At 72.7% G+C, this 25,713-nt stretch carries 25 protein-coding genes, 4 tRNA genes and 2 pseudogenes; 15 read left to right on the forward strand and 16 right to left on the reverse strand.

What is annotated here, in order from left to right; all coding sequences use genetic code 11:
* Positions 1–55: 55 nt before the first annotated feature.
* Positions 56–703 (reverse strand): annotated as a pseudogene (locus ACQEVB_RS38615) (CaiB/BaiF CoA transferase family protein); the annotation flags it as partial.
* Positions 704–727: 24 nt separating this feature from the next.
* Here ACQEVB_RS38615 and ACQEVB_RS38620 point away from each other — a divergent pair.
* On the forward strand, positions 728–1,531 hold the full coding sequence (locus tag ACQEVB_RS38620; protein ID WP_432984141.1) for an enoyl-CoA hydratase/isomerase family protein: 804 nt from the start codon (positions 728–730) through the stop codon (positions 1,529–1,531).
* A 14-nt stretch (positions 1,532–1,545) separates the two neighbouring features.
* On the forward strand, positions 1,546–1,857 hold the full coding sequence (locus tag ACQEVB_RS38625; protein WP_432984144.1) for a hypothetical protein: 312 nt from the start codon (positions 1,546–1,548) through the stop codon (positions 1,855–1,857).
* Positions 1,858–2,034: 177 nt separating this feature from the next.
* On the opposite strand, the gene ACQEVB_RS38630 is transcribed toward ACQEVB_RS38625, so the two are convergent.
* The gene (locus ACQEVB_RS38630) at positions 2,035–3,336 is read right to left on the reverse strand and encodes a DUF222 domain-containing protein (protein WP_432984147.1); all 1,302 of its coding nucleotides are present in this window, start codon (positions 3,334–3,336) and stop codon (positions 2,035–2,037) included.
* A 297-nt stretch (positions 3,337–3,633) separates the two neighbouring features.
* Between ACQEVB_RS38630 and ACQEVB_RS38635 the strand changes: the two genes are divergently transcribed.
* Genes ACQEVB_RS38635 through ACQEVB_RS38645 form a run of 3 tightly spaced genes read left to right on the forward strand, consistent with a single transcriptional unit; the run spans position 3,634 to position 6,194 of the window.
* On the forward strand, positions 3,634–4,929 hold the full coding sequence (locus ACQEVB_RS38635) for a sensor histidine kinase (RefSeq protein ID WP_432984150.1): 1,296 nt from the start codon (positions 3,634–3,636) through the stop codon (positions 4,927–4,929).
* A 7-nt stretch (positions 4,930–4,936) separates the two neighbouring features.
* Complete coding sequence (locus ACQEVB_RS38640) at positions 4,937–5,581, forward strand: response regulator (RefSeq protein WP_432984153.1); 645 nt, start codon at positions 4,937–4,939, stop codon at positions 5,579–5,581.
* Between the two features lie 40 nt (positions 5,582–5,621).
* A complete protein-coding gene (locus ACQEVB_RS38645) occupies positions 5,622–6,194 on the forward strand; it encodes a DUF1707 SHOCT-like domain-containing protein (protein ID WP_432984156.1) in 573 nt (190 codons plus the stop codon).
* Here the strand turns inward: ACQEVB_RS38645 and ACQEVB_RS38650 are convergent.
* Positions 6,181–7,959 (reverse strand): NHL domain-containing thioredoxin family protein, encoded by a 1,779-nt coding sequence (locus tag ACQEVB_RS38650; protein WP_432984159.1) that lies wholly within the window; start codon positions 7,957–7,959, stop codon positions 6,181–6,183. The two genes, ACQEVB_RS38645 and ACQEVB_RS38650, sit on opposite strands and share 14 nt — an antisense overlap.
* A 75-nt stretch (positions 7,960–8,034) precedes the next feature.
* Here ACQEVB_RS38650 and ACQEVB_RS38655 point away from each other — a divergent pair, with 75 nt between their 5' ends.
* Positions 8,035–8,811 (forward strand): Fpg/Nei family DNA glycosylase, encoded by a 777-nt coding sequence (locus tag ACQEVB_RS38655; protein WP_432984162.1) that lies wholly within the window; start codon positions 8,035–8,037, stop codon positions 8,809–8,811.
* Here the strand turns inward: ACQEVB_RS38655 and ACQEVB_RS38660 are convergent, their stop codons facing one another.
* From ACQEVB_RS38660 to ACQEVB_RS38670, 3 genes are read right to left on the reverse strand one after another with little or no spacing between them, the layout of a single operon-like run.
* Positions 8,812–9,555 (reverse strand): phosphatase PAP2 family protein, encoded by a 744-nt coding sequence (locus ACQEVB_RS38660; protein ID WP_432984165.1) that lies wholly within the window; start codon positions 9,553–9,555, stop codon positions 8,812–8,814.
* A gap of 16 nt (positions 9,556–9,571) precedes the next feature.
* Positions 9,572–11,248 (reverse strand): glucose-6-phosphate isomerase, encoded by a 1,677-nt coding sequence (pgi, locus tag ACQEVB_RS38665; RefSeq protein WP_432984168.1) that lies wholly within the window; start codon positions 11,246–11,248, stop codon positions 9,572–9,574.
* Positions 11,249–11,288: 40 nt separating this feature from the next.
* Positions 11,289–12,077 carry an ROK family protein gene (locus ACQEVB_RS38670; RefSeq protein ID WP_432984171.1) on the reverse strand — a complete coding sequence of 263 codons (789 nt, stop codon included), beginning with the start codon at positions 12,075–12,077 and terminating at the stop codon, positions 11,289–11,291.
* Positions 12,078–12,462: 385 nt separating this feature from the next.
* On the opposite strand from ACQEVB_RS38670, the gene ACQEVB_RS38675 reads away from it, so the two are divergent.
* Complete coding sequence (locus tag ACQEVB_RS38675) at positions 12,463–13,155, forward strand: DoxX family membrane protein (protein ID WP_432984174.1); 693 nt, start codon at positions 12,463–12,465, stop codon at positions 13,153–13,155.
* Between the two features lie 85 nt (positions 13,156–13,240).
* Positions 13,241–14,278: a phosphotransferase family protein gene (locus tag ACQEVB_RS38680; protein WP_432984177.1), complete on the forward strand. Its 1,038-nt coding sequence runs from the start codon at positions 13,241–13,243 to the stop codon at positions 14,276–14,278.
* A gap of 40 nt (positions 14,279–14,318) precedes the next feature.
* On the opposite strand, the gene ACQEVB_RS38685 is transcribed toward ACQEVB_RS38680, so the two are convergent.
* Positions 14,319–15,653, reverse strand: coding sequence for a cytochrome P450 (locus ACQEVB_RS38685; RefSeq protein WP_432984180.1), 1,335 nt, complete (start codon positions 15,651–15,653; stop codon positions 14,319–14,321).
* 83 nt (positions 15,654–15,736) lie between these two features.
* On the opposite strand from ACQEVB_RS38685, the gene ACQEVB_RS38690 reads away from it, so the two are divergent.
* Both ACQEVB_RS38690 and ACQEVB_RS38695 read left to right on the forward strand, forming a co-directional pair.
* Positions 15,737–16,678, forward strand: coding sequence for a phosphotransferase family protein (locus ACQEVB_RS38690; RefSeq protein ID WP_432984183.1), 942 nt, complete (start codon positions 15,737–15,739; stop codon positions 16,676–16,678).
* On the forward strand, positions 16,675–17,535 hold the full coding sequence (locus ACQEVB_RS38695; RefSeq protein ID WP_432984186.1) for a metallophosphoesterase family protein: 861 nt from the start codon (positions 16,675–16,677) through the stop codon (positions 17,533–17,535). The genes ACQEVB_RS38690 and ACQEVB_RS38695 overlap by 4 nt, the downstream gene beginning before the upstream one ends.
* Here ACQEVB_RS38695 and ACQEVB_RS38700 read toward each other — a convergent pair.
* The 6 genes from ACQEVB_RS38700 to ACQEVB_RS38725 form a co-directional block, all read right to left on the reverse strand.
* Positions 17,505–17,765: a type B 50S ribosomal protein L31 gene (locus tag ACQEVB_RS38700; RefSeq protein WP_432984189.1), complete on the reverse strand. Its 261-nt coding sequence runs from the start codon at positions 17,763–17,765 to the stop codon at positions 17,505–17,507. The genes ACQEVB_RS38695 and ACQEVB_RS38700 overlap by 31 nt on opposite strands.
* 27 nt (positions 17,766–17,792) lie before the next feature.
* A complete protein-coding gene (locus tag ACQEVB_RS38705; RefSeq protein WP_432984192.1) occupies positions 17,793–18,563 on the reverse strand; it encodes a putative protein N(5)-glutamine methyltransferase in 771 nt (256 codons plus the stop codon).
* A gap of 147 nt (positions 18,564–18,710) precedes the next feature.
* A tRNA-Val gene (locus ACQEVB_RS38710) sits at positions 18,711–18,785 on the reverse strand.
* A 1-nt stretch (position 18,786) separates the two neighbouring features.
* Positions 18,787–18,858: transfer RNA gene (locus ACQEVB_RS38715), tRNA-Cys, on the reverse strand.
* A gap of 64 nt (positions 18,859–18,922) precedes the next feature.
* A tRNA-Gly gene (locus ACQEVB_RS38720) sits at positions 18,923–18,995 on the reverse strand.
* A gap of 105 nt (positions 18,996–19,100) precedes the next feature.
* Positions 19,101–19,529, reverse strand: coding sequence for an SsgA family sporulation/cell division regulator (locus ACQEVB_RS38725; protein ID WP_432984195.1), 429 nt, complete (start codon positions 19,527–19,529; stop codon positions 19,101–19,103).
* A gap of 273 nt (positions 19,530–19,802) precedes the next feature.
* Between ACQEVB_RS38725 and ACQEVB_RS38730 the strand changes: the two genes are divergently transcribed.
* Positions 19,803–20,207, forward strand: coding sequence for a TIGR02611 family protein (locus ACQEVB_RS38730; protein ID WP_432984198.1), 405 nt, complete (start codon positions 19,803–19,805; stop codon positions 20,205–20,207).
* 21 nt (positions 20,208–20,228) lie between these two features.
* Positions 20,229–20,300 (forward strand) — tRNA-Val (locus tag ACQEVB_RS38735).
* 250 nt (positions 20,301–20,550) lie between these two features.
* On the opposite strand, the gene ACQEVB_RS38740 is transcribed toward ACQEVB_RS38735, so the two are convergent.
* The gene (locus tag ACQEVB_RS38740; RefSeq protein ID WP_432984201.1) at positions 20,551–21,147 is read right to left on the reverse strand and encodes a hypothetical protein; all 597 of its coding nucleotides are present in this window, start codon (positions 21,145–21,147) and stop codon (positions 20,551–20,553) included.
* 116 nt (positions 21,148–21,263) lie between these two features.
* Complete coding sequence (locus tag ACQEVB_RS38745) at positions 21,264–22,160, reverse strand: CPBP family intramembrane glutamic endopeptidase (protein WP_432984204.1); 897 nt, start codon at positions 22,158–22,160, stop codon at positions 21,264–21,266.
* Positions 22,161–22,271: 111 nt separating this feature from the next.
* On the opposite strand from ACQEVB_RS38745, the gene ACQEVB_RS38750 reads away from it, so the two are divergent.
* Together ACQEVB_RS38750 and ACQEVB_RS38755 are read left to right on the forward strand one after the other, a co-directional pair.
* Entirely contained in the window at positions 22,272–23,462 is a 1,191-nt protein-coding gene (locus tag ACQEVB_RS38750; protein ID WP_432984207.1) for a sensor histidine kinase, read from the forward strand.
* Positions 23,463–23,466: 4 nt separating this feature from the next.
* On the forward strand, positions 23,467–24,114 hold the full coding sequence (locus ACQEVB_RS38755; RefSeq protein WP_432984210.1) for a response regulator: 648 nt from the start codon (positions 23,467–23,469) through the stop codon (positions 24,112–24,114).
* A 455-nt stretch (positions 24,115–24,569) separates the two neighbouring features.
* Here the strand turns inward: ACQEVB_RS38755 and ACQEVB_RS38760 are convergent.
* Positions 24,570–24,716: pseudogene (locus tag ACQEVB_RS38760) on the reverse strand (respiratory nitrate reductase subunit gamma); the annotation flags it as partial.
* Between the two features lie 404 nt (positions 24,717–25,120).
* Here ACQEVB_RS38760 and ACQEVB_RS38765 point away from each other — a divergent pair.
* Positions 25,121–25,582, forward strand: a complete 462-nt coding sequence (locus ACQEVB_RS38765) for a DUF1003 domain-containing protein (protein ID WP_432984213.1) — start codon at positions 25,121–25,123, stop codon at positions 25,580–25,582.
* Positions 25,583–25,713 lie beyond the last annotated feature (131 nt).

Genomic DNA, 25,713 nt, shown 5'->3' on the forward strand with positions numbered 1-25,713 from the left:
CGTACGGCGCCACGGCCGGGGAGCCCATGCCGACCGGCACCTGCTCGACGCCGGTGTGCCGCGTCCAGTGCAGGGTGTAGCCCATCAGCTCGCTCATCACGTCGAGCATCGCGACGTGCGTGGCGGCCGCCGTGCCGCCGCCGCGGCGCTCCCACAGCGCCGCGAGCACCGCGATCGTCGTGTACAGCCCGGTGCTGATGTCGGCCATCGGCGGCCCCGCCTTCGCCGGCGCCCCCGCGGTACCCGTGATCGAGCAGGCCCCGGACTCGGCCTGCACGAGCAGGTCGTACGCGCGCTTGTGCGAGAGCGGCCCGCCCGGGCCGTACCCCGTGATCTCCGCCGACACCAGGTGCGGGTGCCGCTCCTGCAGCTGTGCCGGTGCGACGCCGATCCTTTCCGTGGCACCGGGCGCGAGGTTGGACACGAGCACGTCGGCCCGTGCGAGCAGGGCGTGCAGCAGCTCCCGGCCGCGGGGGTCCTTGAGGTCCAGCGCCACGGACTCCTTGCCGCGGTTGCACCACACGAAGTGCGCCGCCTGCCCCGCCACGACGTCGTCGTAGTGGCGGGCGAAGTCGCCGCCGCGCGGGTTCTCCACCTTGATCACCCGCGCGCCGAGGTCGGCCAGCGTGCGGGTCGCGAGCGGCGCAGACACGGCCTGCTCCACCGTCACGACGGTGATCCCCGCGAGTGGCCCTGGACCCATCCGGCCAGACTAGGGTCCGCTGACGTGCCCACCGACGAGATCTACGCGCCGTTCACCGCGCTGCGCATCGACCGCCCCGAGGACGGCATCCTGCGGATCGTCCTCGACGGCCCCAACCTCAACGCCGTCGGCGCCGACGCCCACCAGCAGCTCTGCGATGTCTGGCCGGTGATCGACCGGGACCCCACCGTGCGCGCGGTGCTCGTGCGCGGCGAGGGGCGCGCGTTCAGCGCAGGCGGCTCGTTCGACCTCGTCGAGAGCATGGTCGAGGACCCGACCGTCCGCACCCGGGTGCTGCGCGAGGCCCGTGACCTCGTCTACAACCTGGTCAACTGCACCACGCCCGTCGTCTCCGCGATCCACGGCCCGTGCGTGGGCGCCGGCCTCGCCGTCGCCCTGCTCGCCGACATCTCCGTCGCCGCCCGCACCGCGAAGATCGTCGACGGGCACACCCGCCTCGGCGTCGCCGCCGGCGACCACGCCGCCATCTGCTGGCCACTGCTGTGCGGCATGGCCAAGGCCAAGTACTACCTGCTCACCTGCGAGGCCATCAGCGGTGAGGAGGCCGAACGGATCGGACTGGTCTCGCTCGTCGTCGACGACGAGGAGGTGCAGGACCGGGCCATGACGGTGGCGCGGAAGCTCGCCGCCGGCGCACCGCAGGCCATCGCGTTCACGAAACTGGCTCTCAACAACTGGTACCGCAGCGCAGGCCCGACCTTCGACGCCTCCCTCGCACTGGAGTTCTACGGATTCGGCCACTCCGAGGTGCGCGAAGGGCTCGCCGCGCACCGGGAGAAGCGGGCCCCGGACTTCCGGCGCGGATGAGGCAGGACCGAGCTGTGCCCGACCGGCCCGAGATCGTCTGCATCTGCGGCTCCACCCGGTTCGTGGACCAGATGCATGCGGCGAACCGCGACCTCACCCTCGCCGGCGCCATCGTCGTCGCACCAGGCGTTTTCCTGCGCACCGAGAACCACGAGATCACCGAAGCGCAGAAGGCCGCGCTGGACGCCCTCCACCTGCGCAAGATCGACCTGGCCGACCGTGTCCTGGTCGTCAACCCCGGAGGGTACGTCGGCGAGTCCACGAGCAGGGAGATCGCGTACGCCCGAGCCACCGGCAAGCCGGTCACGTTCACCGATCCCGTCTGACGGGCAGGGTCTCATGGTGTGCGGGCAACGGGGTGAAGGATCGCCCCGATCACGCCGCCGAGGCCGCCCGGACGGCCTGGGCGACAAGACCGGTGCGCACGTGAGGTGAGCGTCGGTCTGTTCGGGATGCTCGGGTTCGCGGCCGACCGTGGTCGAAGGTGTGGTCGTCGTGTTCGTTCAGGGCGGGTCGGGGTCACTCCGGTAGTCGTAGGGCCGGGTGATGTGGCTGTGCCCGGTCGGGGTGATCCACTCCAGCCCGCCATCGGGCAGGGCGCGGACCTGCCAACCACCGCCGGCATGTTTCAGGTGGTGATGCCGCACGCAGTACCCGGCCAGGTTGGCCGCGCTGGTGGCCCCGCCGTCGGCGAAAGCCTGGATGTGGTCGAGTTCGCCGTTGACGACCTTGCGGCGGCAGCCGGGGAAGCGGCAGTACACATCCCGCGCCCGCACGAAATCGGCCAGCGCGGCGGGCGGGGTGTAGGTGCTGCGGCCGTGATCCAGCAGCGCCCCGGAGGCGGGGTCGAACAACAGCCGCCGCCAGGTCGCGGTGGCGGCGACCTCGCGGGCCATCTCGGCGGTGATCGGGCCGTACCCGAGCAGCTCGCACGGATCGTCGGTGAGCCCGAACAGGCTGGTCATCGGCATCAGCAGCTGCACCAGCGGTTTGCCCGGGTTCACCGGGGTCGGTAGCGCCAGGTCGGGGTTGGTGAGCCGGCCGGACAGCAGATCCGCGAGCAGGTCCGCGCGCCGCTCGTCCATGGTGCGGGGGTCGTCGGCGCCGCAGCCGCGGGCCAGGCGGGTCAACCACTCGTACGCCGCGACCGCGTCCGGGGCGGGCAGCAGCGCCCACAGCGACGCCATGCCGTCGGGTTCGGGGTTGACCGCGACCCGCCGATCCCGGCGCGCCTGTTCGTGGCGTTCCTGCGCGCCGGCCGGGTCGACGGCGATGATCGCCCGCTTGACGGCGGCCCGCAGCTGCGCCGCGGTCTGTTGCGGCGCCTTCGGCAGCACCCGGGCTTCCACGGCGGCGGCGTGGGCGTCGGACAGGTGGGCGGTGCCCTCGGTGATCACGGTGACCCGCCGCTGGTCGAGCAGCCCGGCTTCCCACGCGGCCAGGGTGTCCGGCAGCCGCGCGGTCAGCGTCTCGGCTTGGCGGGTGCGGAACGCCGCCGTGCCACCGGACAGGTGCAGGGCGGTGCCGACCTCATCAGCGGCCCAGTCGGTGACCGCCCCGGGTTCGGCCCGCCGCTCGGCCAGTTCGGCGATCAGCCGGGCTTGCCGGGCCTGCGCCCACGCGGCGAGGCGTTCGTAGCCGACCAGGGCGTCGATCAGGGCCGGGTCGTCGAGGGTGGAGGGGTCGGCGAAGTACTGGTCGAGTTCGAGCGCCAACCATCCCGACGGCTGCACCGCCGCCGGGGACGGGGAGCCGTCGAGCAGCAACGAGTCGGGTACCCCGACACACTCCTCGATGTCGACCATGTGTTCGATTCTAGCGCATGTCGGTGCTCGTGACCAGCGAAAACGGGAAGAATCAGGATCAGCGGCACCACGTGGGGTGACCACCCGAGCAGGGTGACCCGGGTGGTTCGTGGGCAAGCTGAGCCGCACCGCAGGCCCGTCAGGGCCGAGGAGCGGAAGCAGCGCGGCAGCAACCCTTATCCGGGCCGAATCTCCCGCAAAAGATCAAGGCCGGACACAGCGGTTCGGGTTGGCCCTACCCTGAGGAGGGGGCGGACCGGCTGGGTCCGAGCGCTCTGCACGCCGAGGCTGGGGGACATGACGGAGACGACTGCGGCGCTGCCGGCGCCCTCCACGTCCATCGCGGGGCGGGCGGGGCGGCGGTTGGGCTACCAGATCACCGGACTGTTCCTCGCGGTCCCCGCGTTCGCGCTGGCCATCGCCGGGTTCGCGGCCGGGGTCGGCACGGCGGTGGTGTGGGTCGGCATCCCGATCCTGTCGGCCGCGCTGGCGGTGAGCCGGTGGTTCGCCGACCTGGAGCGCCGCTCGACGGTGCTCGCGCTGGGGCGGCCGCTGCCGCCGCACCACTACCGGGTGCCGGAGGGTGGGCGGGTCCGGCGGATGTTCGCGTGGCTGGCCGATCCGCAGTCGTGGCGCGACCTGCTGCACGCGGTCGTCGCGTTCCCGGTGCGGATCGTGACGTTCGTGCTGGCCGTGACGTGGGTGGTCGGCGGTCTCGGTGGGGCGTTGGCGTTCACCTGGATGTGGTCGCTCCCCGTCGACGACGACGGGGGCGGGCTCTACTGGTTGCTGACCGGTGTCTACTCGCCGTTCTTCGAGCAGGTGCTCGACACCGTGCTCGGCGTCGTCATGCTGCTCACCGCGCCGTTCGTCCTTGCCCTGCTCACCAGCGTGCGGGCCGGGCTCGCCACGGCACTGCTCACCAACGAGAGCGCGGCCCTGCGGGCCCGTGCGGCGCAGCTGGAGTCCAGTCGGCGAGCTGCGGTGCAGGCGGAGGCGCAGACGTTGCGCCGGCTGGAGCGCGACATCCACGACGGCCCGCAGCAGCGTCTGGTGCGCCTCACGATGGACCTGGAGGCGGCCGCCCGCCGGCTCGACGACAACCCGGACAAGGCTCGCGTGCTGGTCGGGGAGGCGATCGACCACAGCCGTGAGGCGCTCACCGAGCTCCGCGCCCTCTCCCGCGGCATCGCGCCGCCGATCCTCGCCGATCGCGGTCTCGCCGCAGCGCTCGCTGCGGCGGCCGCGCGCAGCCCGGTCGAGGTGGCGCTGGAGATCGACCTGCCGGAGCGGATCCGGCTGGCGGAGGCGGTCGAGACGACCGCGTACTTCGTCGTCACCGAGGCGCTCACCAACGTGGCCAAGCACGCGCACGCCACCCTGGTCACCGTCGCGGTGCACGCCGACGGCGAGCGGCTGCTCGTCCAGGTGCGCGACGACGGCCGTGGCGGCGCCCACCTGGGCAAGGGGCACGGGCTCGCCGGTCTCGCCGACCGGCTGGCGACCACCGAGGGCGTGCTGGAGGTGCACAGCCCGATGGGCGGTCCGACCGTGCTGACCGCGGAGATCCCACTGCGGGGCCTGGGTGCATGATCGGTGGGTGCGCGTCGTACTCGCTGAGGACTCCCTGCTGCTGCGCGAAGGTCTCGTCCGGTTGCTGGACGAGGCGGGCGCCGAGGTCGTAGCCGCGGTGGGCGACGGCCCTTCGCTGGTCGCAGCGGGTGTCGAGCACAAGCCCGACGTCGCGGTGGTCGACGTGCGGATGCCGCCGTCGTTCACCGACGAGGGGCTGCGAGCGGCGCTGGAGCTGCGGTCGAAGGTGCCCGGTGTGGCGGTGCTCGTGCTCTCGCAGTACGTCGAGGAGGCCTACGCCGACGACCTGCTCTCGGCCGGCGGCGGCGTCGGCTACCTGCTGAAGGACCGGGTGAGCCGGCTCGACGACCTCTCCGACGCGCTGGAGCGCGTGGTCGCGGGCGGCACCGTGCTCGACCCCGAGGTGGTGTCGGCGCTGTTCTCCAAGCGCCGCCGGCGCGACCCGCTCGGTGAGCTGTCGCCGCGCGAGCGGGAGGTGCTGGGGCTCATGGCGGAGGGACGCACCAACACCGCGATCGGCCGGGAGCTCGTGGTGTCGCAGGGCGCGGTCGAGAAGCACATCTCGTCGATCTTCACGAAGCTCGACCTTCCGCCGTCCGCCGACGACCATCGGCGCGTGATGGCCGTGCTGGCCTGGTTGCGTCAAGGATGATGTCTTGTTGACGTCACGATGACGTCTTATGCTGTCGCGCATGGTTCAGACGGGGCAGGTCGAGCTGCGCATCTCCGACGCCGACCGCGATCGCGCGGCCGCCGTCCTCCACACCGCCGTCGGTGACGGCCGCATCACCTGGGCCGAGCACGCCGAACGCCTCGAAGGCGTCTACACCGCGCGCACGGCCCGTGAGCTGCAGCCGCTGCTGGCCGATCTGGCCCCGCAGGCCGCACCGCTGCCGGTCGTGGCGTCCGGCTCGGCCGAGCCGCTGCGCGTCACGTTCGCCAAGGTGCGCCGCCGTCCCGACCCGGCGGCCGGACCCGTGCTCGTCGACGCGTTCCTCGGCGCCGCCGAGATCGACCTGCGCGACCTCCCGCCCGGTGTGGTGGTCGACGTGCGGGCCAACTCGCTGTTCGGGAAGGTCGAGATCCGGGTCTCCCCAGGCACCCGCCTGCACGACTCCGGCACCGCCTACCTGGGCAAGCGCTCCGTCGTGGAGTGGGGGAGCTGGAAGCGCGCGTTCCGCCCCACGCCCGTCCGGCCGGACGGGCCCGTCGTGCGCGTGAGCGGCCACAGCATGTTCGGCCACGTGCGCGTCACGATCGGATAGCCCGCAGATCCAGGGCCAGCTCTGCCGGGCCGCCCGGTGTGACGCGGACCGGGATGCCCCAGTCCTGCTGGTAGCGGTGGCAGGCGGCGAACACGCCGTCGCCCTCGTCGCAGGCAGCCGCGGCGACGCTGACCGAGAGCACGCCGTCGGTGCCCGCGAGTTCCAGCTCGCGCTCGAGCCCCTGCGCGGTTCCGGCGCCGCGGACCAGCAGCTCCGGGGGATCGGCGGCGACGGTGAGCTGCGTCGGGTCGCCGAAGCGGGTGTCGAGGTGCTGGCCGGTCGGCGGGGTGAACGCCACGCGCAGCGTCACCGCGCCCGCGGCAAGGTCCGTGCGCGGGCGGCGGACTGCGTGTGCCGCGCCGTCGACGCGCGCCCCGGCCGGGATCGGCACACGCACCAACCGGTGCGCCGCCGACTCGACGACGATCAGGGAATCCCCGTCGACCAGCAGGTCGCTCGGCTCGGCCAGCCCCTCTGCCAGCGTCGACACGGTCGAGGTGCGCGGGTCGTAGCGGCGGACCGCGCCGTTGTAGGTGTCGGCGACGGCGACCGAGCCGTCGGGCAGCACGGTGATCCCGAGCGGGTGCTGCAACAGCGCGTCCGCCGCTGGGCCGTCACGGTGGCCGAAGTCGAACAGGCCCTGGCCGGTGGCCGTCGTGACCAGGTCACGGGTCACCCGGCGCACCGCCGAGGTCTCCGCGTCGGCGACCCACAGCACGTCACCGTCTGCGTCGATCCCAGCGGCCAGTCCGGACGGCTGCGCGAAGAACGCGTCGGCCGGCGGGCCGTCCCGTAGCCCCTCGTTGGTGGTGCCGGCGAGGACGGTCGCCGTTCCGGTGTCGGGGTCCACGGTCCAGATCTGGTGGTTGCCCGCCATCTCGACGGCGATCCGGCCGTCCCACCACGCGACGTCCCACGGCGTGGAGAGCTGGTCGTCGGTGTGCCCGGGCTCGACGCGGTCCCGGAGCTGCTGCCCCGTACCGGCCAGCAGCTCGACGTGCCCGTCCGTGAGCCGGACCCGGCGCAGTGCGTGGTTCACCGAGTCGGCCACCACGACGTCCCCGTCGGGCAGGAGGGCCAGGCCCTGCGGCTCGTTGAACTGCGGGGCGGTGCCGTCGCGCAGGCCGCGCTCGCCGGTGCCGATCCGCCGCACCTCCGTCTCCAGGTCGTCCTGCAGCTCGACGAGCTGGTGGTGCGCCGTGTCGGAGACCAGGTACGTGCCGCCGGGCAGCGCGATCACCTTGCCCGGGAAGCGCAGCGCCGTCGCCGGCTCGGGCGGGGCGACGTACGGGCCGTCACCCCGACGCAAGTGGTCACGGTGCTGCTCGATCAACTCCTCGACCAGCACCGCGATGCCGTGTGCGTGGCCCTCGCCGGACAGGTGCGCCACCACGTACCCCTGCGGGTCGACGACGACGAGCGTCGGCCACGCCCGCGCCGCGTACGCGTCCCAGGTCAGCAGGTCGGGATCGTCCAGCACGGCGTGACCGACGCCGTACCGCTCCACCGCGGCCTCGACGGCGGCCGGCTCGCCCTCGTGCGCGAACTTGGGGGAGTGCACCCCGATCGTCACGAGCACGTCCGCGTAGCGCTCCTCCAGCTCGCGCAGCTCGTCGAGCACGTGCAGGCAGTTCACGCAGCAGAAGGTCCAGAAGTCCAGCAGCACGATCTTGCCGCGCAGTGCGGCCAGGGACAGCTCGACGCCGCCGGTGTTCAGCCAGCGGCGCCCGCGCAGCTCGGGGGCGCGGACGCGGGAGGTCGTCACCTGACGATCAACCGTGGGTGCCCCGCGGGTGTTCCGCGACGGGCGGCCGGGCCCCCGTCGGGTGAGGATGGCCGGGTGCCCGAACTGCCCGAGGTCGAACGCGCCCGCCGCACCCTCGAGGAGGCCCTCGACCGCACGATCGTCGACGTCGACGACACCGACGAGTGGGTGTGCCGCCCGCACCGCCCCGGCGACATCGCGGCCGCCCTGCGGGGCGGCCGGCTGGTGGCCGCGCACCGGCTGGGCAAGACGATGTGGTGCGAGACGGCCGATGCCCGCGGCGAGCCCGGCCCGCACCTCGGCGTGCACCTGGGCATGGGCGGGCGGATCGTCGTGGTCGACGACGCGGCCGACGATCCGCCCCGCCGGCCGCAGTGGAACCGGTTCACCATGACCTTCGCCGACGGCGGCCAGCTCCGCCTGCACGACACGCGCCGGTTGGGCCGCGTCCGGCTCGAACCCGACCTGGACGCCATCGGCCCGGACGCCGAGCGGATCCGGCCCGCGGAGTTCCGGGAGCGGGTCGCGCGGAGCCGTTCGGCGGTGAAGGCGCGGCTGCTGGACCAGTCGGTGCTCTCCGGCGTGGGCAACCTCCTGGCCGACGAGACGCTGTGGCAGGCGCGTCTCGCCCCGTCGGCGCCCGCCGACCGGCTGTCCCGCGCCGAGCTCGACCGGTTGCACACGGCGTTGCGGACGAGCCTGCGCAACGCCATCAGGAAGGGCGGCGTCCACACCGGTGAGGTGATCGAGAGCCGCCGCGCCGGCGCCACCTGCCCGCGGTGCGGCACCCCCATGGCGCACGGCAAGGTGGGTGGCCGCACCACGTGGTGGTGCCCGCGGGAACAGGCCTGATCAGCGCCCGTCCGAGCCCGACACCTGAGCCGGATCGGCGCCGACGCTGCGCCCCAGCCACCACCGCCACAGCAGTGCGCACAGCGTCAGCCAGGCTGCGCCGACGGCCCAGCCGGCCACGACGTCGGAGAACCAGTGCACGCCCAGGTAGATGCGCGTGGCGCCGACGAGCCCCACCCAGGCGACGGCGGCGAGCACGGCGAGCACGCGCGTCGCGGTCGACCGCCCGGCCCACGACAGCAGGACCAGCGCACCGATCACGATCATGGACATCGTGGCGTGCCCGGACGGCAGCGACTCGTTGGTCTCCACGACCAGCCGCGTCGCGACAGGCGGCCGCGGCCGGTCGAAGACGATCTTCAGCCCACGGAACAGGAGGCTCGCGCTCGCCGTCGTCAGCACGAGGAAGGCGGCGTCGATCGGCCGGCCGCGCGCCCACAGCGCCGCGGCGACGGCGGCGGCGAGCACCGCCATGGCGACCGTGCTGCCGACCGTCGTGATCAGGATCGCGGCGGTGGTGAGCCCCGGGGTGCGGGTCGCGATCGCGTCCTGCAGCGCCGCCGTGTCGGCCTCGGCGGGGCCCACCCCCACGAACGCCGCCCACACCGCCAGCCCGGCGAGCAGCACCAACCCCGCGACGCAGACCCCGACCAGCCACGCCCGCATCGGGGAGACCCGCGCCGGCCCGTCGAGGTCGGGTTCGAGGTCCGACTCGCCGATCTCGACGGGTTCGTCGTCGGGCATGGCGTCCTTCCGTCGGTCAGCGGCCCCGCCACTCCCGGTACCGCGCGACCAGCGCGGCGGTCGAGGCGTCGAGGCCGTCGGTGTCGGGGGTGGCGGCGGTCAGCACCGGGCCCAGCTGCTTGGCGAGCACCTTGCCCAGCTCCACGCCCCACTGGTCGAACGAGTCGATGCCCCAGATCGTCCCCTCGACGAACGTGACGTGCTCGTAGAACGCGATCAGCTGGCCCAGCACCGACGGCGTCAGCTTGCGCGCCATGATCGTCGACGACGGGCGGTTGCCGGGCATCACCTTGTGCGGCACCACCTCGGCCGGGGTGCCCTCCGCGGCGATCTCCTCGGCGGTCTTGCCGAACGCCAGCGCCGAGCTCTGGGCGAACAGGTTCGCGGTGAACAGGTCGTGCATGTCCGTCTCGGCATCGACCGGGACGACGTGGACGGGCTCGCCGAACCCGATGAAGTCCGCCGGCACGAGCCGCGTGCCCTGATGCAGCAGCTGGTAGAACGCGTGCTGGCCGTTGGTGCCCGGCTCGCCCCAGAAGATCTCGCCCGTGGTCGTGGTGACGGGGGTGCCGTCGCCCTTGGTCGACTTGCCGTTGGACTCCATCGTGAGCTGCTGCAGGTAGGCCGGCAGCCGGTGCAGGTACTGGCTGTAGGGCAGCACGGCGTGGGTCTGCACGTCGAAGAAGTTGGCGTACCAGATGTTCAGCAGCCCGGCGATGACCGGCAGGTTCTGCTCCAGCGGTGTGGTGCGGAAGTGCCGGTCGATGGCGTTCATGCCGGCCAGGAAGTCGGCGAAGTGCTCCTTGCCGATCGCGACCATCAGCGACAGGCCGATCGCCGAGTCGACGGAGTAGCGGCCACCGACCCAGTCCCAGAACCCGAACATGTTCGCCGCGTCGATGCCGAACGCCGACACGGCGTCGGCGTTGGTCGAGACGGCCACGAAGTGCTTCGCGACGGCCTTCTCGTCACCCAGGGCGTCGACGAGCCAGGTGCGCGCCACCTTGGCGTTGGTCAGCGTCTCCAGCGTCGTGAACGTCTTCGACGAGACGATGACGAGCGTGCTGGCCGGGTCCAGGTCGTGCAGCGCCTCCGTCACGTCGGTGGGGTCGATGTTGGAGACGAACCGCATGGTGAGGTCGCGGTTCGCGTAGGCCTTCAGTGCCTCGTACGCCATCACCGGGCCGAGGTCGGAGCCGCCGATGCCGATGTTGACGACGGCCCGGATCCGCTCGCCGGTGTGCCCGGTCCAGGCCCCGGAGCGGACGGCGTCGGTGAACTCGCCCATGCGGCCGAGCACGGCGTGCACGTCGGTCGGCACGTCCTGCCCGTCGACGGCGAGCGCCAGGTCGCGCGGCGCCCGCAGCGCCGTGTGCAGCACCGCGCGGTCCTCGCTGGTGTTGATGTGCAGCCCGGCGAACATGGCCTCGATCCGCTCGGGCAGGTGCGCCGCGTGCGCGAGCGAGATCAGCAGCGGCAGGGTGTCACGCGTGATGCGGTGCTTGGAGTAGTCCAGGACGAGGTCGGCGCCGGTCGCGGTGAGCGCCTCGGCACGACCCGGATCGCCGGCGAACAGGTCGCGCAGATGCAGGTCACCGACGGCGGCGTGGTGCTCGGCCAGCGCCGCCCATTCCGGGGTGGCGGAGATGTCGGGGCTGATCGCGGGAATGGCGGGAGTGGACACGGCCCACATCCTGCCGCTGCACGCCGATCACCGCAGCCACCGGCTCCGATCAGGTGGACACGGGCGCCGGTGTCGTCGGTGCGGGTGCCGCGTCGGGCAGCCGCTCCCACAGCGCGATGCCGCCCAGCAGCCCGGACACGTTGGGCACGACGGAGCGGTTGGGGCCCAGCTTGTCGGGGTCGAGCTTCTTGGCGTTGCCGCCCCCGATGTAGACGTGGTCGGGCAGCACCATCGCCTCGAACGCGTCGAGCGCGTCGAGCACCCGCTCGCGCCACTTCTCCTTGCCGACCTTGTGCCGCTCGTTGTCGCCGCAGGCCACCTCGATGGACAGGCCGTCGCCGAACCGGCCGTGCGACAGCTCCATGTGCGGCAGCAGCACCCCGTCGAAGAACACCGCGCAGCCCACCCCTGTGCCCAACGTGATGACGAGCTCCATGCCGGTGCCGGTGATGACGGCGCAGCCCTGGACATCGGCGTCGTTGGCGACGCGGACGGGCTTGCCGAACCGCTCGGCGAGCGCCCCGGCGAGGTCGTAGCCGATCCACAGCTCGCGCAGCAGCGGGTCGAACGGCTCACCCGGCGCCGGGCGCAGGAACGCGGTGACGTCGCGGACCTTGCCCTGCCGGATGGCGCCCGGGTACCCGACGGACACCCGGTCGTAGTCGTGCCCGACCGCGCCGGCCAGCGCCGTCAGCTCGTCGAGCAGCACGGCCGGCGTGCACGGGTAGGGCGTGTCCCGGCGGACGCGTTCGGTGAGCATCTCCCCGTCGGGAGCGAGCACCGAGGCCTTCAGGCCCGATCCGCCCACGTCGATGGCCAGCGTCAGCGGTCCTGCCATGTGCCCCTCCCCGCCCGTCCGATGTGCGCGCACGACGGTAGCCGGTCGCCGTTCCGGATGCAGGGGACGTCCGCACGGATACGGGTTGCTCTGTGGGCGGTCGCTCCGCAGGGGATCACAGGTCGTGATCTTCACGGCACGGTGCGTGCACGAGCAAGCGGACGCCGAGCGGCCGGTCGCGTCGGGTGACCGGCCATGCACGTGCAGTTGCACGTCCGAATGGCCGCGCAGTTCCAGCTGGTCGCAGTCCGGCGTTCGGTGGTCGCGTGCTGCGCTGACCGGACGTGCTGATGCCGCTCCATCGGGTTAGCTGTTGTCACTCGACGCGGTGGAGTGATCACGCACAGCTCTCCGCAGACCCGAGACGAGCGGAGGAAATCACCCGATGAACCGACCCCTGACCGCGCCGGCGAGTGACATCGCGCTGGTGATCGCCCGCGTCATCTTCGCCGTCGTCATGTTCGCCCACGGGTACCAGAAGGTGTTCATCAATGGACTGGGCCAGACCACGGAGGGCTTCGAGCGCATGGCCATCCCGGTGGCCATCGTCTCGGCGTCGTTCGTCGCCGTCATGGAGGTCGTGGGCGCGCTGCTCGTCCTCATCGGCTCGCTCACCACGATCGTCTGCAGCCTCTACCTCGTCGAGTTCGTCGGCGCGATCGTGTTCGTGCACGCCAAGAACGGGCTCTTCGTCAAGGAGGGCGGCGCCGAGTACGTGCTGGTCATCTGCGCGTTCGCGCTGGTCCTCGCCGCAGCGGGGCCAGGGCGCTACAGCCTCGACCGCTGGATGCGCCTCCGCCAGGCGCAGCGCGACCGCGAGCTGGCCCACCTGACCAGCGCACCTGTCGTCCTGGCCGATCCGCGCGCGGCGCTGACCGAGCCCGTCACCGCGGCCGCCCTGCGCGAAGCCGCCCCGGTCACCTACCGGTTCGCCGCCGCCCAGCAGCCGGTGGTGCTGCCGGCCCCGTCCGCCCCGGGCCCGAACGAGGAGGCGCCGTCCGTCCCGGCGCCCAACTCGTCGGAGCACTCCGGGCCGTTGCCGGTCCGCCGCTCGCGGGCCGCGCACGCCTCCCGCTGAACCACCCCCGCTGCGGGAGGCACAACCGGCGGGCCCCGGTCATCGCGACCAGGGCCCGCCGGCGTGCGATGTTTGAATGAACGGCATGAGCGACGCAGCGGTCCCGGCCGAGGCACTGACGGCCTGGCTCGCCGTCGCAGTCCCCGACATCCCGGTGGACGGCCCGGTCACCGTCGAGCGGATCTCCGGCGGCCACTCCAACCTCACCTACCGGATCGTCGACGCCGCCGGCGGCAGCTGGGCCCTGCGGCGGCCGCCGACCGCGATGGTCCTGGCCACCGCGCACGACATGAGCCGGGAGTGGCGGTTCATCAGCGCGCTCGCCGGCACGCCCGTGCCCGTCGCGCCGCCGGTCGCCTACTGCAGCGACCCCGCGGTGATCGGTGCCGAGTTCTACCTCATGGGCTTCGTCGACGGCGCCGTCCTCGGGGACGAGGCCTCCGGCCGGCTCCTGCCCGAGCCGGCCCGGGCCGCCGCCGCGCACTCGCTCGTCGACGTGCTCGCCGACCTGCACGCCGTCGACCCGGACGCCGTCGGGCTGGGTGACCTGCGACGGTCCGGCTCCTACCTCGAACGGCAGCTGCGCCGCTGGCACCGGCAGGTGCACGAGTCGAGCGTGGCCGACCTCGACGTCGTGGACGCCGCGCACGAGCGGCTGGTGGCCAGGGCCGCCGAGCTGCCCCCGTCCGACGTGCGGATCGCGCACGGCGACTACCGGCTCGGCAACGTCGCCGTCGGGCCGGACGGTGCCGTGCGGGCCGTCTTCGACTGGGAGCTCGCCACGCTCGGCGACCCGCTCGCCGATCTCGGCTGGTTGATCGCGTCGTGGGGTCGGCCGGGTGACCGCGTCGCCCCGATGCTCGCGGGTCCGAGCCTCGCCGACGGCTTCCCCGAGCGGGACGAGCTCGTCGAGCGCTACGCCCGACGATCCGGCCGCGACGTCTCCGACCTCGCGTTCTACGTCGCCTTCGCCCGCTGGCGCTCTGCGTGCATCGGCGCCGGCGTCTACAGCCGCTACGTCGGCGGTGCCATGGGCGGGGCCAGCGAGGCCGACGGCGGCGCCGCCCGCCTCGCGTCCATCCAGGTGCAGGCCCAAGCGGCCCTGGACGCGCTGACGGAGTAGAGCCGCCGGCGAGCTGCGTGGGACTCGGTCGGGCGCCGGCTCAGGCCGGCTGTTCCACCTGGTCGTCGGCCTTCTCCAGCCGCACGGGCATGGCGTCGAAGCCGCGCAGCGTGCGGGTGGGGCGGCGGTGCGGCGGGGCGGTGAGCGCGAGGTCGGGGAAGCGCTCGAACAGCGCGCGCAGCCCGACCTCGGCCTCCATCCGCGCGAGGCCGGCGCCGAGGCAGTAGTGCACGCCGGACGAGAACGCGACGTGGTCGCCGGCGTTCTTCCGCGTGACGTCGAACCGGGCGGGGTCGGCGAAGACCTTCGGATCGCGGTTGGCCGCGGCGAGCACGGTCACCACGATCTTGCCGGCCGGCACCTGCTCCCCGGCGACCTCGGTGTCGCGGTGCGCGACGCGCGCGGTGCGCTGCACCGGCGACTCGAGCCGCAGCGCCTCGTCGACGGCGGTGGTCCACTGCGCTTCGCCGGACTGCAGCAGCTCGAGCTGGTCGGGGTGGTCGGTGAGCAGTGCGACGGCGTTGCCGATGAGGTTCACGGTGGTCTCGAAACCGGCGGCGAGCAGCAGGATCGAGATGGACGCCAGCTCGTCGTCGGTGAGCACGTCGGCCTCGTCGCGGGCGGTGACGAGGTCGGAGAGGATGTTCTGGCCGGGGTTGCGGCGGATCTCGGCGAAGTGACCGCGCATCCAGTCGTCGAGGGCCTGCAGGTCCTTCTCCGACTGCACGAAGTCGCGGTAGTCGAGGCCCGCGTCGAGCGACATGGCGCCGCCGGCGCCCCACTCGAGGAACTGGCGGCGCATCGACACCGGCGCGCCCAGCATCTCGGCGATCACGGTGGCGGGCAGGAGGCTCGCGTAGTCGTCGATGAGGTCGATCGGGCCCTGCTTGGCCGCCATCCCGTCGAGCAGCTCGGTGGCGATCTCCTCGGTGCGGGTGCGCAGCTTCGCGATCGCCCGTGCCGTGAACGCCCTGGTCACGAGTTTGCGGAACCGGGTGTGGTCCGGTGCGTCGACGGCGAGCATCGACGGCGGCTCGATCGGACCGATGGGTCCGGGCCCGGCGAAGCGGTCGAGCACCCGCAGCGCCCGCGGCGTGGGCCCGCTCGGGCCGCCGACCACGCCGAAGTCCGGGCTGCGCAGCACGGCGGTGCACAGGTCGTGGTCGTGGGCGAGCACGACGATGCCGTTGGGGACGAGGCGGCCCTTGGCCCGCAACGTCTCGAACGCTTCGTACGGGTCTTCGATGAGGGCGCGCTCCATCATCAGGCGGGCGCCGAGATCGCCGGCCTTCACGCCCCGGTTCATCGCGACCTTGATGAGCCCGTGCCGCAGCCCCCAGCGCACCCGCCGGCGCAGCCCGTCCGTGATCGGCATCGCTGTCCCCTCCCCGCCAATAACTTACTGATGGTAACCCGAAATGGGCGGCGGCTGAGCGATCTCTCAGCGATGCTCGACGGATGCCCGAGGACGACTGGACCAGTGCGGGCTGGTGGGCGGCGGCCACCGCGTGGCTCGACGCCATGCTCGCAACTGCCGGTCTGCGTCGCTGCGGCGAGGTGACCCAGCCGCGCGTGCGCCGCTGGGGCACGGTGCTCACCGCGCCGACCAGCGGGGGACGCGTATGGCTCAAGGCCACCGGGCCGCAGGGCCGGTACGAGCCCGCGCTGCACGCCGGCATCGCCGCGACCGCACCCCGGTACGTGCCCGACGTGCTCGGTCTCGATGCGGAACGTGGCTGGCTCCTGCTGCGCGACCACGCCCCCGACCTGGGCGAACCAGGTGACCTCCTGCCCACGGCGGTGCTCGTCCGCTACGCCCGGTTGCAGCGCGCCCTCGGCCCGCAGGCGGACGCGCTGGTGGCGGCCGGCGTGCCGGACATGCGGCCCGCGGTGCTGCCGCAGCGTTTCGACGAGGCGGTCGCTGCCGTCGCCGGGTTCGTCGAGCGGCACGGCAGGGACGGCGATCGCGCCGTCGTCGACGCGGTGCGAGTGCTGCGGCCGACGGTCGTGGAGTGGTCCGAGCAGCTGGCCGCCTCGCCGGTGCCGGCCTCGGTCGACCACGGTGACCTGCACGCCCGCAACGTGCTCGTCGGTGGGGGAGCGGTGCGGTTCCTGGACTGGGGTGACGCCGCGGTCGCGCACCCGTTCGCGAGCCTGCTCGTGCCGTCGAGGGTCGCCGGTGCGCAGGCGCCGCGGCTGCTGCGTGCCTACCTCGCCGCGTTCGCCGACCTCGCGTCGATCGATCGGCTGACGGCCGATGCCGGGCTGGCCATCCAGCTCGCCCGGATCTCCCGGGTGCTCACCTGGGTGCGCGCGGTCGGCGTCGACGGCGCCGATCCCCGCTTCGCCCGTGCCCCGCTGGACGCGCTCGCCGAGCTCTCGGGTACGACTGGGGGGTGAGCACGCCGCGCCTGCTGGCCGTCAGCGACCTGCACGTGCGGTACGAGGAGAACCGCACCGTGCTCGACGGCCTGCGGCCGACCTCCGACGACGACTGGCTCATCGTCGCGGGCGATGTCGCCGACCGGGTCGAGGAGATCGTCGCGACGCTCGACCTGCTGCGCCGGCGGTTCGCGAAGGTCGTCTGGGTGCCCGGCAACCACGACCTCTGGACCCACGCCAAGGACGCGTCCCAGCTCCGCGGGGTGGCCCGCTACCAGCACCTCGTCAACGCCTGCCGCGCGCTCGGGGTGCTCACCCCGGAGGACCCGTACCCGGTGTGGGAGGGGCCCGGCGGGCCGGTCGTCGTCGCGCCGATGTTCCTGCTCTACGACTACTCGTTCCTCCCCGCGGGCACGCGCACGTCGGAGGAGGGGCTGGCCGTGGCGCGCGCCGCCAACGTCGTGTGCACCGACGAGTACCTGCTGCACCCCGACCCGTACCCGTCGCGGACGGCGTGGTGCCACGCGCGCCTCGCGGAGACCGAGCAGCGGCTCGCCGCGATCGATCCGCAGCTGCCGACCGTGCTGGTCAACCACTGGCCGCTGACCCGGCTGCCTACCAGGGTGCTGCGTTACCCGGAGTTCGCGCTGTGGTGCGGCACGGACCGCACGGCCGACTGGCACGTGCGGTTCCGCGCCGCCGCCGTCGTCTACGGCCACCTGCACATCCCGCGGGTGACGGTGGAGGACGGCGTGCGGTTCGTCGAGTCGTCGCTCGGCTACCCGCGGGAGTGGAAGGCGCGTGGCGCCCGGCTCGGCCTGGACGTCACGCGCCTGCTGCCCCGTCAGATCCTGCCGGCGCCGCGGGTGCCGTAGCGCCGACGGAACTTCTCAACCTGACCGGCCGAGTCGAGCACGCGCGCACCGCCCGTCCAGAACGGGTGGGAGTAGCGCGAGATGTCGAGCTTGATCAGCGGGTAGGTGTTGCCGTCCTCCCACTGGATGCTCTCGCGGGAGGTCGCGGTGGAGCGGGTCAGGAACGCGTCACCGGTGCTGCTGTCCTGGTAGACCACGGGCCGGTACTCGGGGTGGATGCCGTTGCGCATGCCCCCTAAACGACAACGATTGTCGTTTCATTCCGCGAGCCTGCCGGCGACGACCAAGGTCCCCGACTCCTCGTCCAGCTGGTGCTCGGGCTGCAGGCCGGCGGCGGACACGGCGTCGATCGCAGCGTCGAACTGCCGCTCGTCCGCCTCGGCCAGCACGTGCCCGCCCGGCGTGAGCCAGCGCGGAGCCGCCGTCATCAGGCGCCGCAGCACGTCCAACCCGTCGGGGCCGCCGTCGAAGGCGATGCGCGGCTCGTGGTCGCGCGCCTCCGCCGGCATCCGCGGGATCGCTCCCGTCGGCACGTACGGCACGTTCGCGACCAGCACGTCCACCCTGCCGGCCAGCTCCGCCGGCAAGGGGGCGTCGAAGTCGCCGAGGTGGACGGTGCCGATGCCGGCGAGGTTGCGCCGCGCGCACGCCACCGCGGCCGGGTCGATGTCGGCTGCGTGCAGCTCGACACCGGGACGCGCGGCAGCGATCGACGCACCGATCGCCCCGTTGCCGCAGCAGAGGTCGACGACGACCGCGTCCGGCCGGCAGCGCGCCACCGCCGCCGTGACCAGCAGCTCGGTGCGCCGGCGCGGCACGAACACCCCGGGATCGACGGCGAGGACGTTCCCGCAGAACTCCACCCACCCCAGCACGTGCTCCAGCGGATCCCCGCCGATCCGGCGCTCGAGCATCCACTCCACCTCGGCCGCCGAGTCGGCGGTCGCGATGATCAGGTCGGCCTCCTCCTCGGCGAACACGCAGCCCGCGGCGCGCAGGCGCGCGACGATCTCGTCCTGGGCGAGCAAGGGGGTGGGACCTCCGACCTCCGATGGATGCGTGACGGAGCGTATCCGCAGCGTGGCCGTCTCGCGACGGTGTATCGGAAGGTCCGGCCGCCTGGTGCGAGCGGAAACGAATCAGGCCCCGTCCGCGGTGGCGGACGGGGCCTGAGCTGGTGCGCGATACTGGGATTGAACCAGTGACCTCTTCCGTGTCAGGGAAGCGCTCTCCCGCTGAGCTAATCGCGCGAGGCGGAGGCGGGAATCGAACCCGCGTGCAGGGCTTTGCAGGCCCTTGCCTAAACCACTCGGCCACTCCGCCGAACCCTCGGGATCAACCGGGGAATTCGATCTCAGGAGGTCCGACGAGACCCGATGTTCCTCCGAGCGGACGACGGGACTCGAACCCGCGACCCTCACCTTGGCAAGGTGATGCGCTACCAGCTGCGCTACGTCCGCAAGTGCGGCGTTTCCGCCGCGTTTGATGTGGATGACACTACCGTAGGCCTCAACGGGGTTCCACACCGCCCCCCGCACCGCCTGTGCAGGTGCTGTGACCTGCGATTAGTCGCGCGCCGGATCGTTGAGGAGGTCCGAGAGCGCGAGATCGAAGTCGAGCCAGCTGTACTCCGACTCCGGCGGCACCGCCTCGTAGGTGCGGCGCAGGAAGTCGCCCAGCGTCTGCGCGCAGGTGGTGAACACCGCGTGCCCCGACGGGGACGACAGCTCCAGCTGCACCTTGCCCGAGTTGCCCGCGACCGGCTGCACCCGGACGTCGCCCGTACCGGCCAACCCGACGAGACCCTCCTGGAGCAGGTCCCGCGCGAACACCCAGTCGACCGCCGTCCCGTTGCCGGTGCGGAAGGACGCCTGCACCGCGTAGGGGTCGCGGCTGTGGTAGGTCAGGTCGACCTTGACGGGCACGACCGGCGCATCGGGAGCGATCAGCTCGAACACCGCCGGTGAGCAGATGACCGTGTGCTCGTCGCGCATCCTTCGTCCTCTTTCGCCAGTCCCCGCTTGGTCTGTCACCGGAGAAACGATCGCGGCGCGTAGGCGTGACGGGTGCGATGCGAGTCGCCCGACGAATTTCTTCCCATCACCCTGACGGGTCAGCGTGGCGGCCCTCGCGCGGCGCAACACGCGGCCGACCCGGTGAACATGATCGACACACGCGTCACCCAGAAGCCGGCACTACTCTGAACCGGTCGCGCCTCGGTGACGGATCCGTAGGATCGGAAGGACCAGCGTCACCGAGGAGGTTCCGTGGGCGAGCAGGCCCCGACCGGCTTCCGGGCCCGCCTTGAGCATCGACGGGGCCTGCGCCTGGCGTGGCGCGTCGCGGTCGCCGTCGTCGGCCTCGCCGTCATGGCGCTCGGGATCGTCCTCATCCCGTACCCCGGCCCCGGCTGGCTCGTCGTGTTCGCCGGCCTCGCGATCCTCGCCAGCGAGTTCGAGTGGGCGAAGCAGGTACTGCACTACGCGCGCGGGAAGTACGACGCCTGGACCGACTGGCTCGGCCGCCAGAGCCTCCCCGTCAAGGTGCTCGTACTGGCCGCCACCGCCCTCGTCGTCGTCGCCACCCTCTGGCTGCTCAACGCCTTCTGGATGGTGGCGGGCTGGGTCGGGCTCTCGGAGTGGACCTGGTTGCGCAGCCCGTTGCTGGGGTGAGGTAAGGTTCCTCTCCGCAGGGGGCGATTAGCTCAGGGGGAGAGCGCTTCGTTCACACCGAAGAGGTCACTGGTTCGATCCCAGTATCGCCCACAGGCGAACGGCCTGGTCAGAGGCTCTTTCGAGAGCTTCCGGCCAGGCCGTTCGATCGTTTCCGCCCCAGTGAGGCATCAGATCGGCATCACGCGGGAGTGAGCAGCCCTCCGGCGTCGTGCGGGTCGTCGTCCAGGGCCAGGAGGATGCGCGTCGGGTCGTCCGTGCGGCGGGTGTAGGAGTCCCACCCCGGCAGCGGCACCGAGCGACGGCCAGCGTCCGACCTCGGGAACGGCTTCAACGAGATGTGTCAGGCCACCTCGATCACCGTGCGCCGCACATGGACTACTCGACGGTCCAGATCCAGGACGTCCTCACCTACTCCGATCGCTTCACCCCAGCGCAGTCCGGCGCCCGCAGCGATCGCCACCACCGCACGATGCTGGACGGGAACGACGGGACGCAGCCGGTTCCGCAGGACTGAGCGCGAGATCACCTGGTCGTCGGTGTCGGACCGGCGACGGCGGGGCACGCGTACGCCGTCGCTCGGGTTGTGCGAGATCAGGCGGTCGCGCACAGCCGAGCGCAGGACGCCGCTGGTGAGCCGGCGGCCTCCAAGATGACCGTCCCGTTCTTCGGGCAGAACTTCAACGTGATCACCGATACCGCGATGCTGCGCCATGCCCTGCCCGACGGCGCCGATGCCAACAGCAGCACCGCTGCGCCGCCCAGCAGCCGCCGGCGGCGACTCCACCAGCGGCAGCGCTGATGACGCGGGTACCGGCGACACGGGCAACCGTGGCACGAATGACGTGGGCGCCGCGGACGCCGTGCCGGCCGGCGAGCAGAACGAGAGGTAAATCCGGTGACACAGCGCACGGTCACGCTCGATCCGGTGCGGCTGCACGGGCCTACCGATCGTGACCGTGCGCTGCTGGCGACCCTGCACCAACGGCCCGGCCCCGGCGCTCAGCTCGGTCCTCCGTAGTTGCCGGTGGGTCGGCTTCTCCCGGTGATCATTCGCTACGCAGAGCGTGCGTGCTGGTGGTCGGCGACCCGGGTCGGTAGTGCCGGGAGCCCGAGGCGGCCGCGGGTGGCGACGACGAGTACCACCGCCAGTGTCCAGACGGCGAGCAGCGGCGCCCACGAGGACTGCCAGGGCAGTGTCGGGAAGAAGGCGCCCATGACGACGGTCGCGGTGGTGTTGACGGTGGCGTGGAACATGATCACCAGTGGGAGGCTGTTGCCGGCCCGGTTGTAGAGCCAGGTGATCACGATGCTGATCCCGAGCGTGAGCAGCGCGAACTGCCCGACGGTCGCCAGGACGGGCCCGTCGCCGCCCCAGGTGGTGAGGAAGAGCGGCAGGTGCCAGGCGCCCCAGATGGTCCCGAGCAGCAGCGTCGCCGTGAGGGGGTGCATGCGCTGCTGGAGGCGGTGCAGGGCGAAGTCGCGCCAGCCCGGCTCTTCGGCGAGGCCGCTCGTGAGGATCTGCAGCGCGAGCATCAGCAGGTAGGCGGGCACGAACGCCAGGCCGGGGAGCTCGAACGCGGCAGGCCCGCCGGGCAGCGCCAGCTGCGCGAGCACCAGCGAGACCGGGACGGCCAGCAGCGCGAACGCGTACCAGCGGGCCCCGACGCGGAACGACAGGAGCCGGGCCCGCCAGCGGCGCAGGCCGGCGCGGCCCTCGGTGACGGCCGTGACGACGAACGCGGCGGTCAGCGGCCCGAGGTACGCGCCCGGCATGATCCCGAGCAGCTGCGTGTTGCCGAGCAGCTCCGGGAACCGAAAGGGCAGCACGCCGAACCCGTCGGCGGACAGGACGTACGGGGTCCAGCCGAGCCAGCTGACACCGCACGCGAGCAGGAAGAACGTGATCAGCGGGTGCTGCGCGATGCGCGTCCGCCAGTGGGATCCGGTCATGGCGGCGACGCTAGGGACGGGATCGGCCGGGACCCATCCGGAGCGCTGGTGGATCGATGGTGGAGCAGGCTCCACTGCGCAGCGCGGGGTGCGGGCGGGAGACTGGCCGGCGTGCTGCGACTTCGATGGTGGCCACCGGCGCGCTACCTCGTGGTCGGCGCCGGGACCGGCATCGCGTCGATCGTGGCCGTGGTGCTGCTGTTCGCCGGTGCCCTCCTCGGGCTGGCGCCGGCCGGTATCGGGCTGGTCCAGCGGCTCGCCGCGGTGGAGCGGACGCGCGCCGGGCGGCTGCTGGGTGCCGCGGTGCCGCAGCTGCCGGCGGCGCCCGACGGCGGTCCGGTCGCGGTGCTCGCGAGCCCAGCGTTCCGGCGCGACCTACGCGCGGTCGCTGTGCACGCCGCGGTCGGCACGCTCGCCGGATCCGTCGCGGTCGGCGCACCGCTCGGGCTGCTGCAGAACGTGGCCGTCGCGCTCGCCTGGCCGCTGCTCCCCGGCGCCACCACGTCCCTCGACGTGCCCGTGGACTCGCCGTCGGCGGCCGTGCTCGCCGTGCTGACCGGCCTCGGCTACGCGGCGATCGGGATCGTGGTGGTGCCGCCGCTCGGCCGCTGGTACGCGCGCAGCAGTGCGCGGCGGCTCGCCCCGCCCGAACCGACGCTCGTCGAGCGGCTCGCCGAGGTCACCGCCACCCGCGCAGCGGCGCTGGAGGCCCACGGCACGGAACTGCGCCGGATCGAGCGCGACCTGCACGACGGCACGCAGAACCGGCTCGTGGCCGTCGTGATGCACCTGGGCATCCTCGAGCGGGCGCTGGAGCGCGACCCGGCCGGCGCGCTCCCGCTCGTGCAGACCGCCCAGGACGCCGCGACCGGCGCGCTGGCGGAGCTGCGGGAGGTGGTGCGGCACATCTACCCGCCCGTGCTCGCCGACCGGGGGCTGGCCGGGGCGGTGGCCGCGCTCGTCACGCGGTGCCCGGTCCCGGCCCGGCTGGAGGACGCGTCGCTGGATCGTGCCCCTGCCGCCGTCGAGGCGGCCGCGTACTTCGCCGTCGCCGAAGCCCTCTCCAACGTGGCCAAGCACAGCGGGGCCGAGCACGTGCTCGTGCGGATGTGGACGGCCGACGCCACCTTGCACGTCGAGGTGCGCGACGACGGCCGGGGCGGCGCCGAGGCCGCCGAACGGCAGGGGAGTGGATTGACCGGGATCCGGCGCCGCGTCGCCGCTTTCGACGGCACGACCGAGCTGATCAGCCCGCCCGGCGGCCCCACCGTGCTGCGCATCGCGCTGCCCACGCGAGGATGACGGCGTGCGCATCGTCATCGCCGAGGACGACGCGCTGCTGCGCGAAGGGCTGGCGCTCCTGCTGCGGGCCGAAGGGCTCGATGTCGCCGCGGCCGTCGACAACCCGGAGGACCTGCTTGCTGCCATCGAGACCGAGCGGCCGGACGTCGCGGTCGTGGACGTGCGCATGCCGCCGACCTTCCGCGACGAGGGGCTGCGGGCCGCTGTCGACGCGCGGCGCCGGCACCCCGGGCTCGGCGTGCTCGTCCTCTCCGCGCACGTCGAGGAGAGCTACGCGAGCGAGCTCCTCGCCGGCGGCACGACCGGCGGGATCGGCTACCTCCTGAAGGAACGGGTCGGCCGGGTCGCCGACTTCCTCGACGCGCTGCGGCGGGTCGCCGCCGGCGGCACCGCGCTGGATCCCGAGGTCGTCGCCCAGCTCATCGTGCGCCGCCGCGCCGACGATCCCCTATACGGTCTCACCCCGCGCGAGCGCGAGGTCCTCGCCCTCATGGCGGAGGGCCACTCGAACACCACGATCGGCCGCCACCTCGTCGTCACCGACGGCGCCGTGCACAAGCACATCGGCAACATCTTCGCCAAGCTGGGACTGGCGGCCGACGACACCGCCGATCGGCGGGTGGCCGCGGTGCTGACCTACCTGCGGAGCTAGGGACTGTCCTGACGGCGGCGGCGACCGTTCCCAGACCGCCCTCGCCGCAACCCTTCCCGTCGCGCTCTCCCGCGGGCTCACTACATCCCGGTCGCGCGGTAGCGGTCGGGCAACCGGTGGATCGACCCAATGCCCGCCTCTCCGATGAGGCCGTCTGAACAGTGAACCGCCCCGGGTCCGTTGGAGGCTCTGGTCCCACGAGAGGGTGGGTCGGTGCCTGCTCCCCGGATGTACCCCGACGAGTTGCCTGAGGGTCCGCGGCGGCTGGTGCGGGAGGCAATGGCTCCAGGAGCCGGCGTTGTCGTCGAATTCGGCGGTCAAGCAGATCGGTCCGCGGGTCGCGATCGTGCCCGACACCTTCCGTACTTGATGCAAGCAGAACCGTATCGACGCTGGCCACGACCCGGGCACCACCGGCTCGGACGCGGCCCTGATCAGGGAGCCCCCGGCTCAGGTCAGGATGTCCGCTCCCACCCGCGCCGGGCCGGCCGCGACGGTGCGCCGCCGGCCCGCGACCGGTAGACGATGTAGGGCCGGAAGAGGTAGCCCAGCGGCGCGGTGAAGGCGTGCACGAGGCGGGTGAAGGGCCAGATGGTGAACAGGGTGCTCCGATCTGCGACCAGCGGTCAGGGTCAACCCGTCGTCGTCCCGACGGGAGTACCGTGGGCGTTCACGGGCCGCCCGACCGAACTGCTCTCGCCCGGATGGCCGCCGGCGTCCGCGGCGTCGTCGACGTCCGCGTGGTCACGAGCGTCTGAGCACCGGCGATCCCGAGCCCCCACCCGTGTCGAGCGACTCCAGCGCGGGCTTGGAACCGGGTGGCGGCGTCGCTGCGGGAGGGCCGGACGCCGCCCATCCCGCCGACATCGGGCCACTGGGCAGTACCGGCCGGGCTCATCGGCACCTGATGCACGACCGCTGCGTCGACGCACGATGCATCGACCCGGTCCGCGACCGCGCCCTACGGGAGCGGCGGGCTCATCCCATCCCCGCGAGGAGGCCACCGATGGTTGTGCCCGTCCCCACGGCGACCGTGGCGCCCGACATCGCCGATCCGCCGGTTCGCCACCCGGTCGTGACGGCGCAGACCGCCCATCGGACCGCCCGTCTCCAGCTGCGGCTCGCCGACGCGATCACGGCCTTCGCGGGTTCGATGGCGTTCGTGTGGCTGCACGTGGCGGCGTTCGCCACGTGGATGCTGGTGGTGGAGAGCTCACCGTGGCCGACGCTGACGCTCGTGGTGTCGCTCGAGGCGATCTTCCTGTCCACGTTCGTCATGATCGGCCAGAACCGCCAGGCCGCGTTCCAGCAGGCGAAGGCCGACCACGACTTCGTCGAGCAGGAGATGGAGCTCAAGACGAACACGCAGATCACCCGGGCCATCCACGAGCTGACCGCGGAGTTGCACCGCCGGCTGCTGGTGGAGGTGCCGGACCGGCAGCAGGGTAGCCGTGGCCCGACGACCTGAGGATCGGGTGCCGGAGGCCGCCTGGCCGCAGCCCTGCTCGCCGGCACTGCCGCGTTCGATCCGGGACCTTCCGCGTGGCCGGTACGCAGAGGCCACTGCGGGAGGGCGAACTGGACCGCGCCCGGGCCCGG

It is taken from the genome of Pseudonocardia sp. CA-107938, assembly GCF_050936315.1.
GTDB lineage: Bacteria > Actinomycetota > Actinomycetes > Mycobacteriales > Pseudonocardiaceae > Pseudonocardia.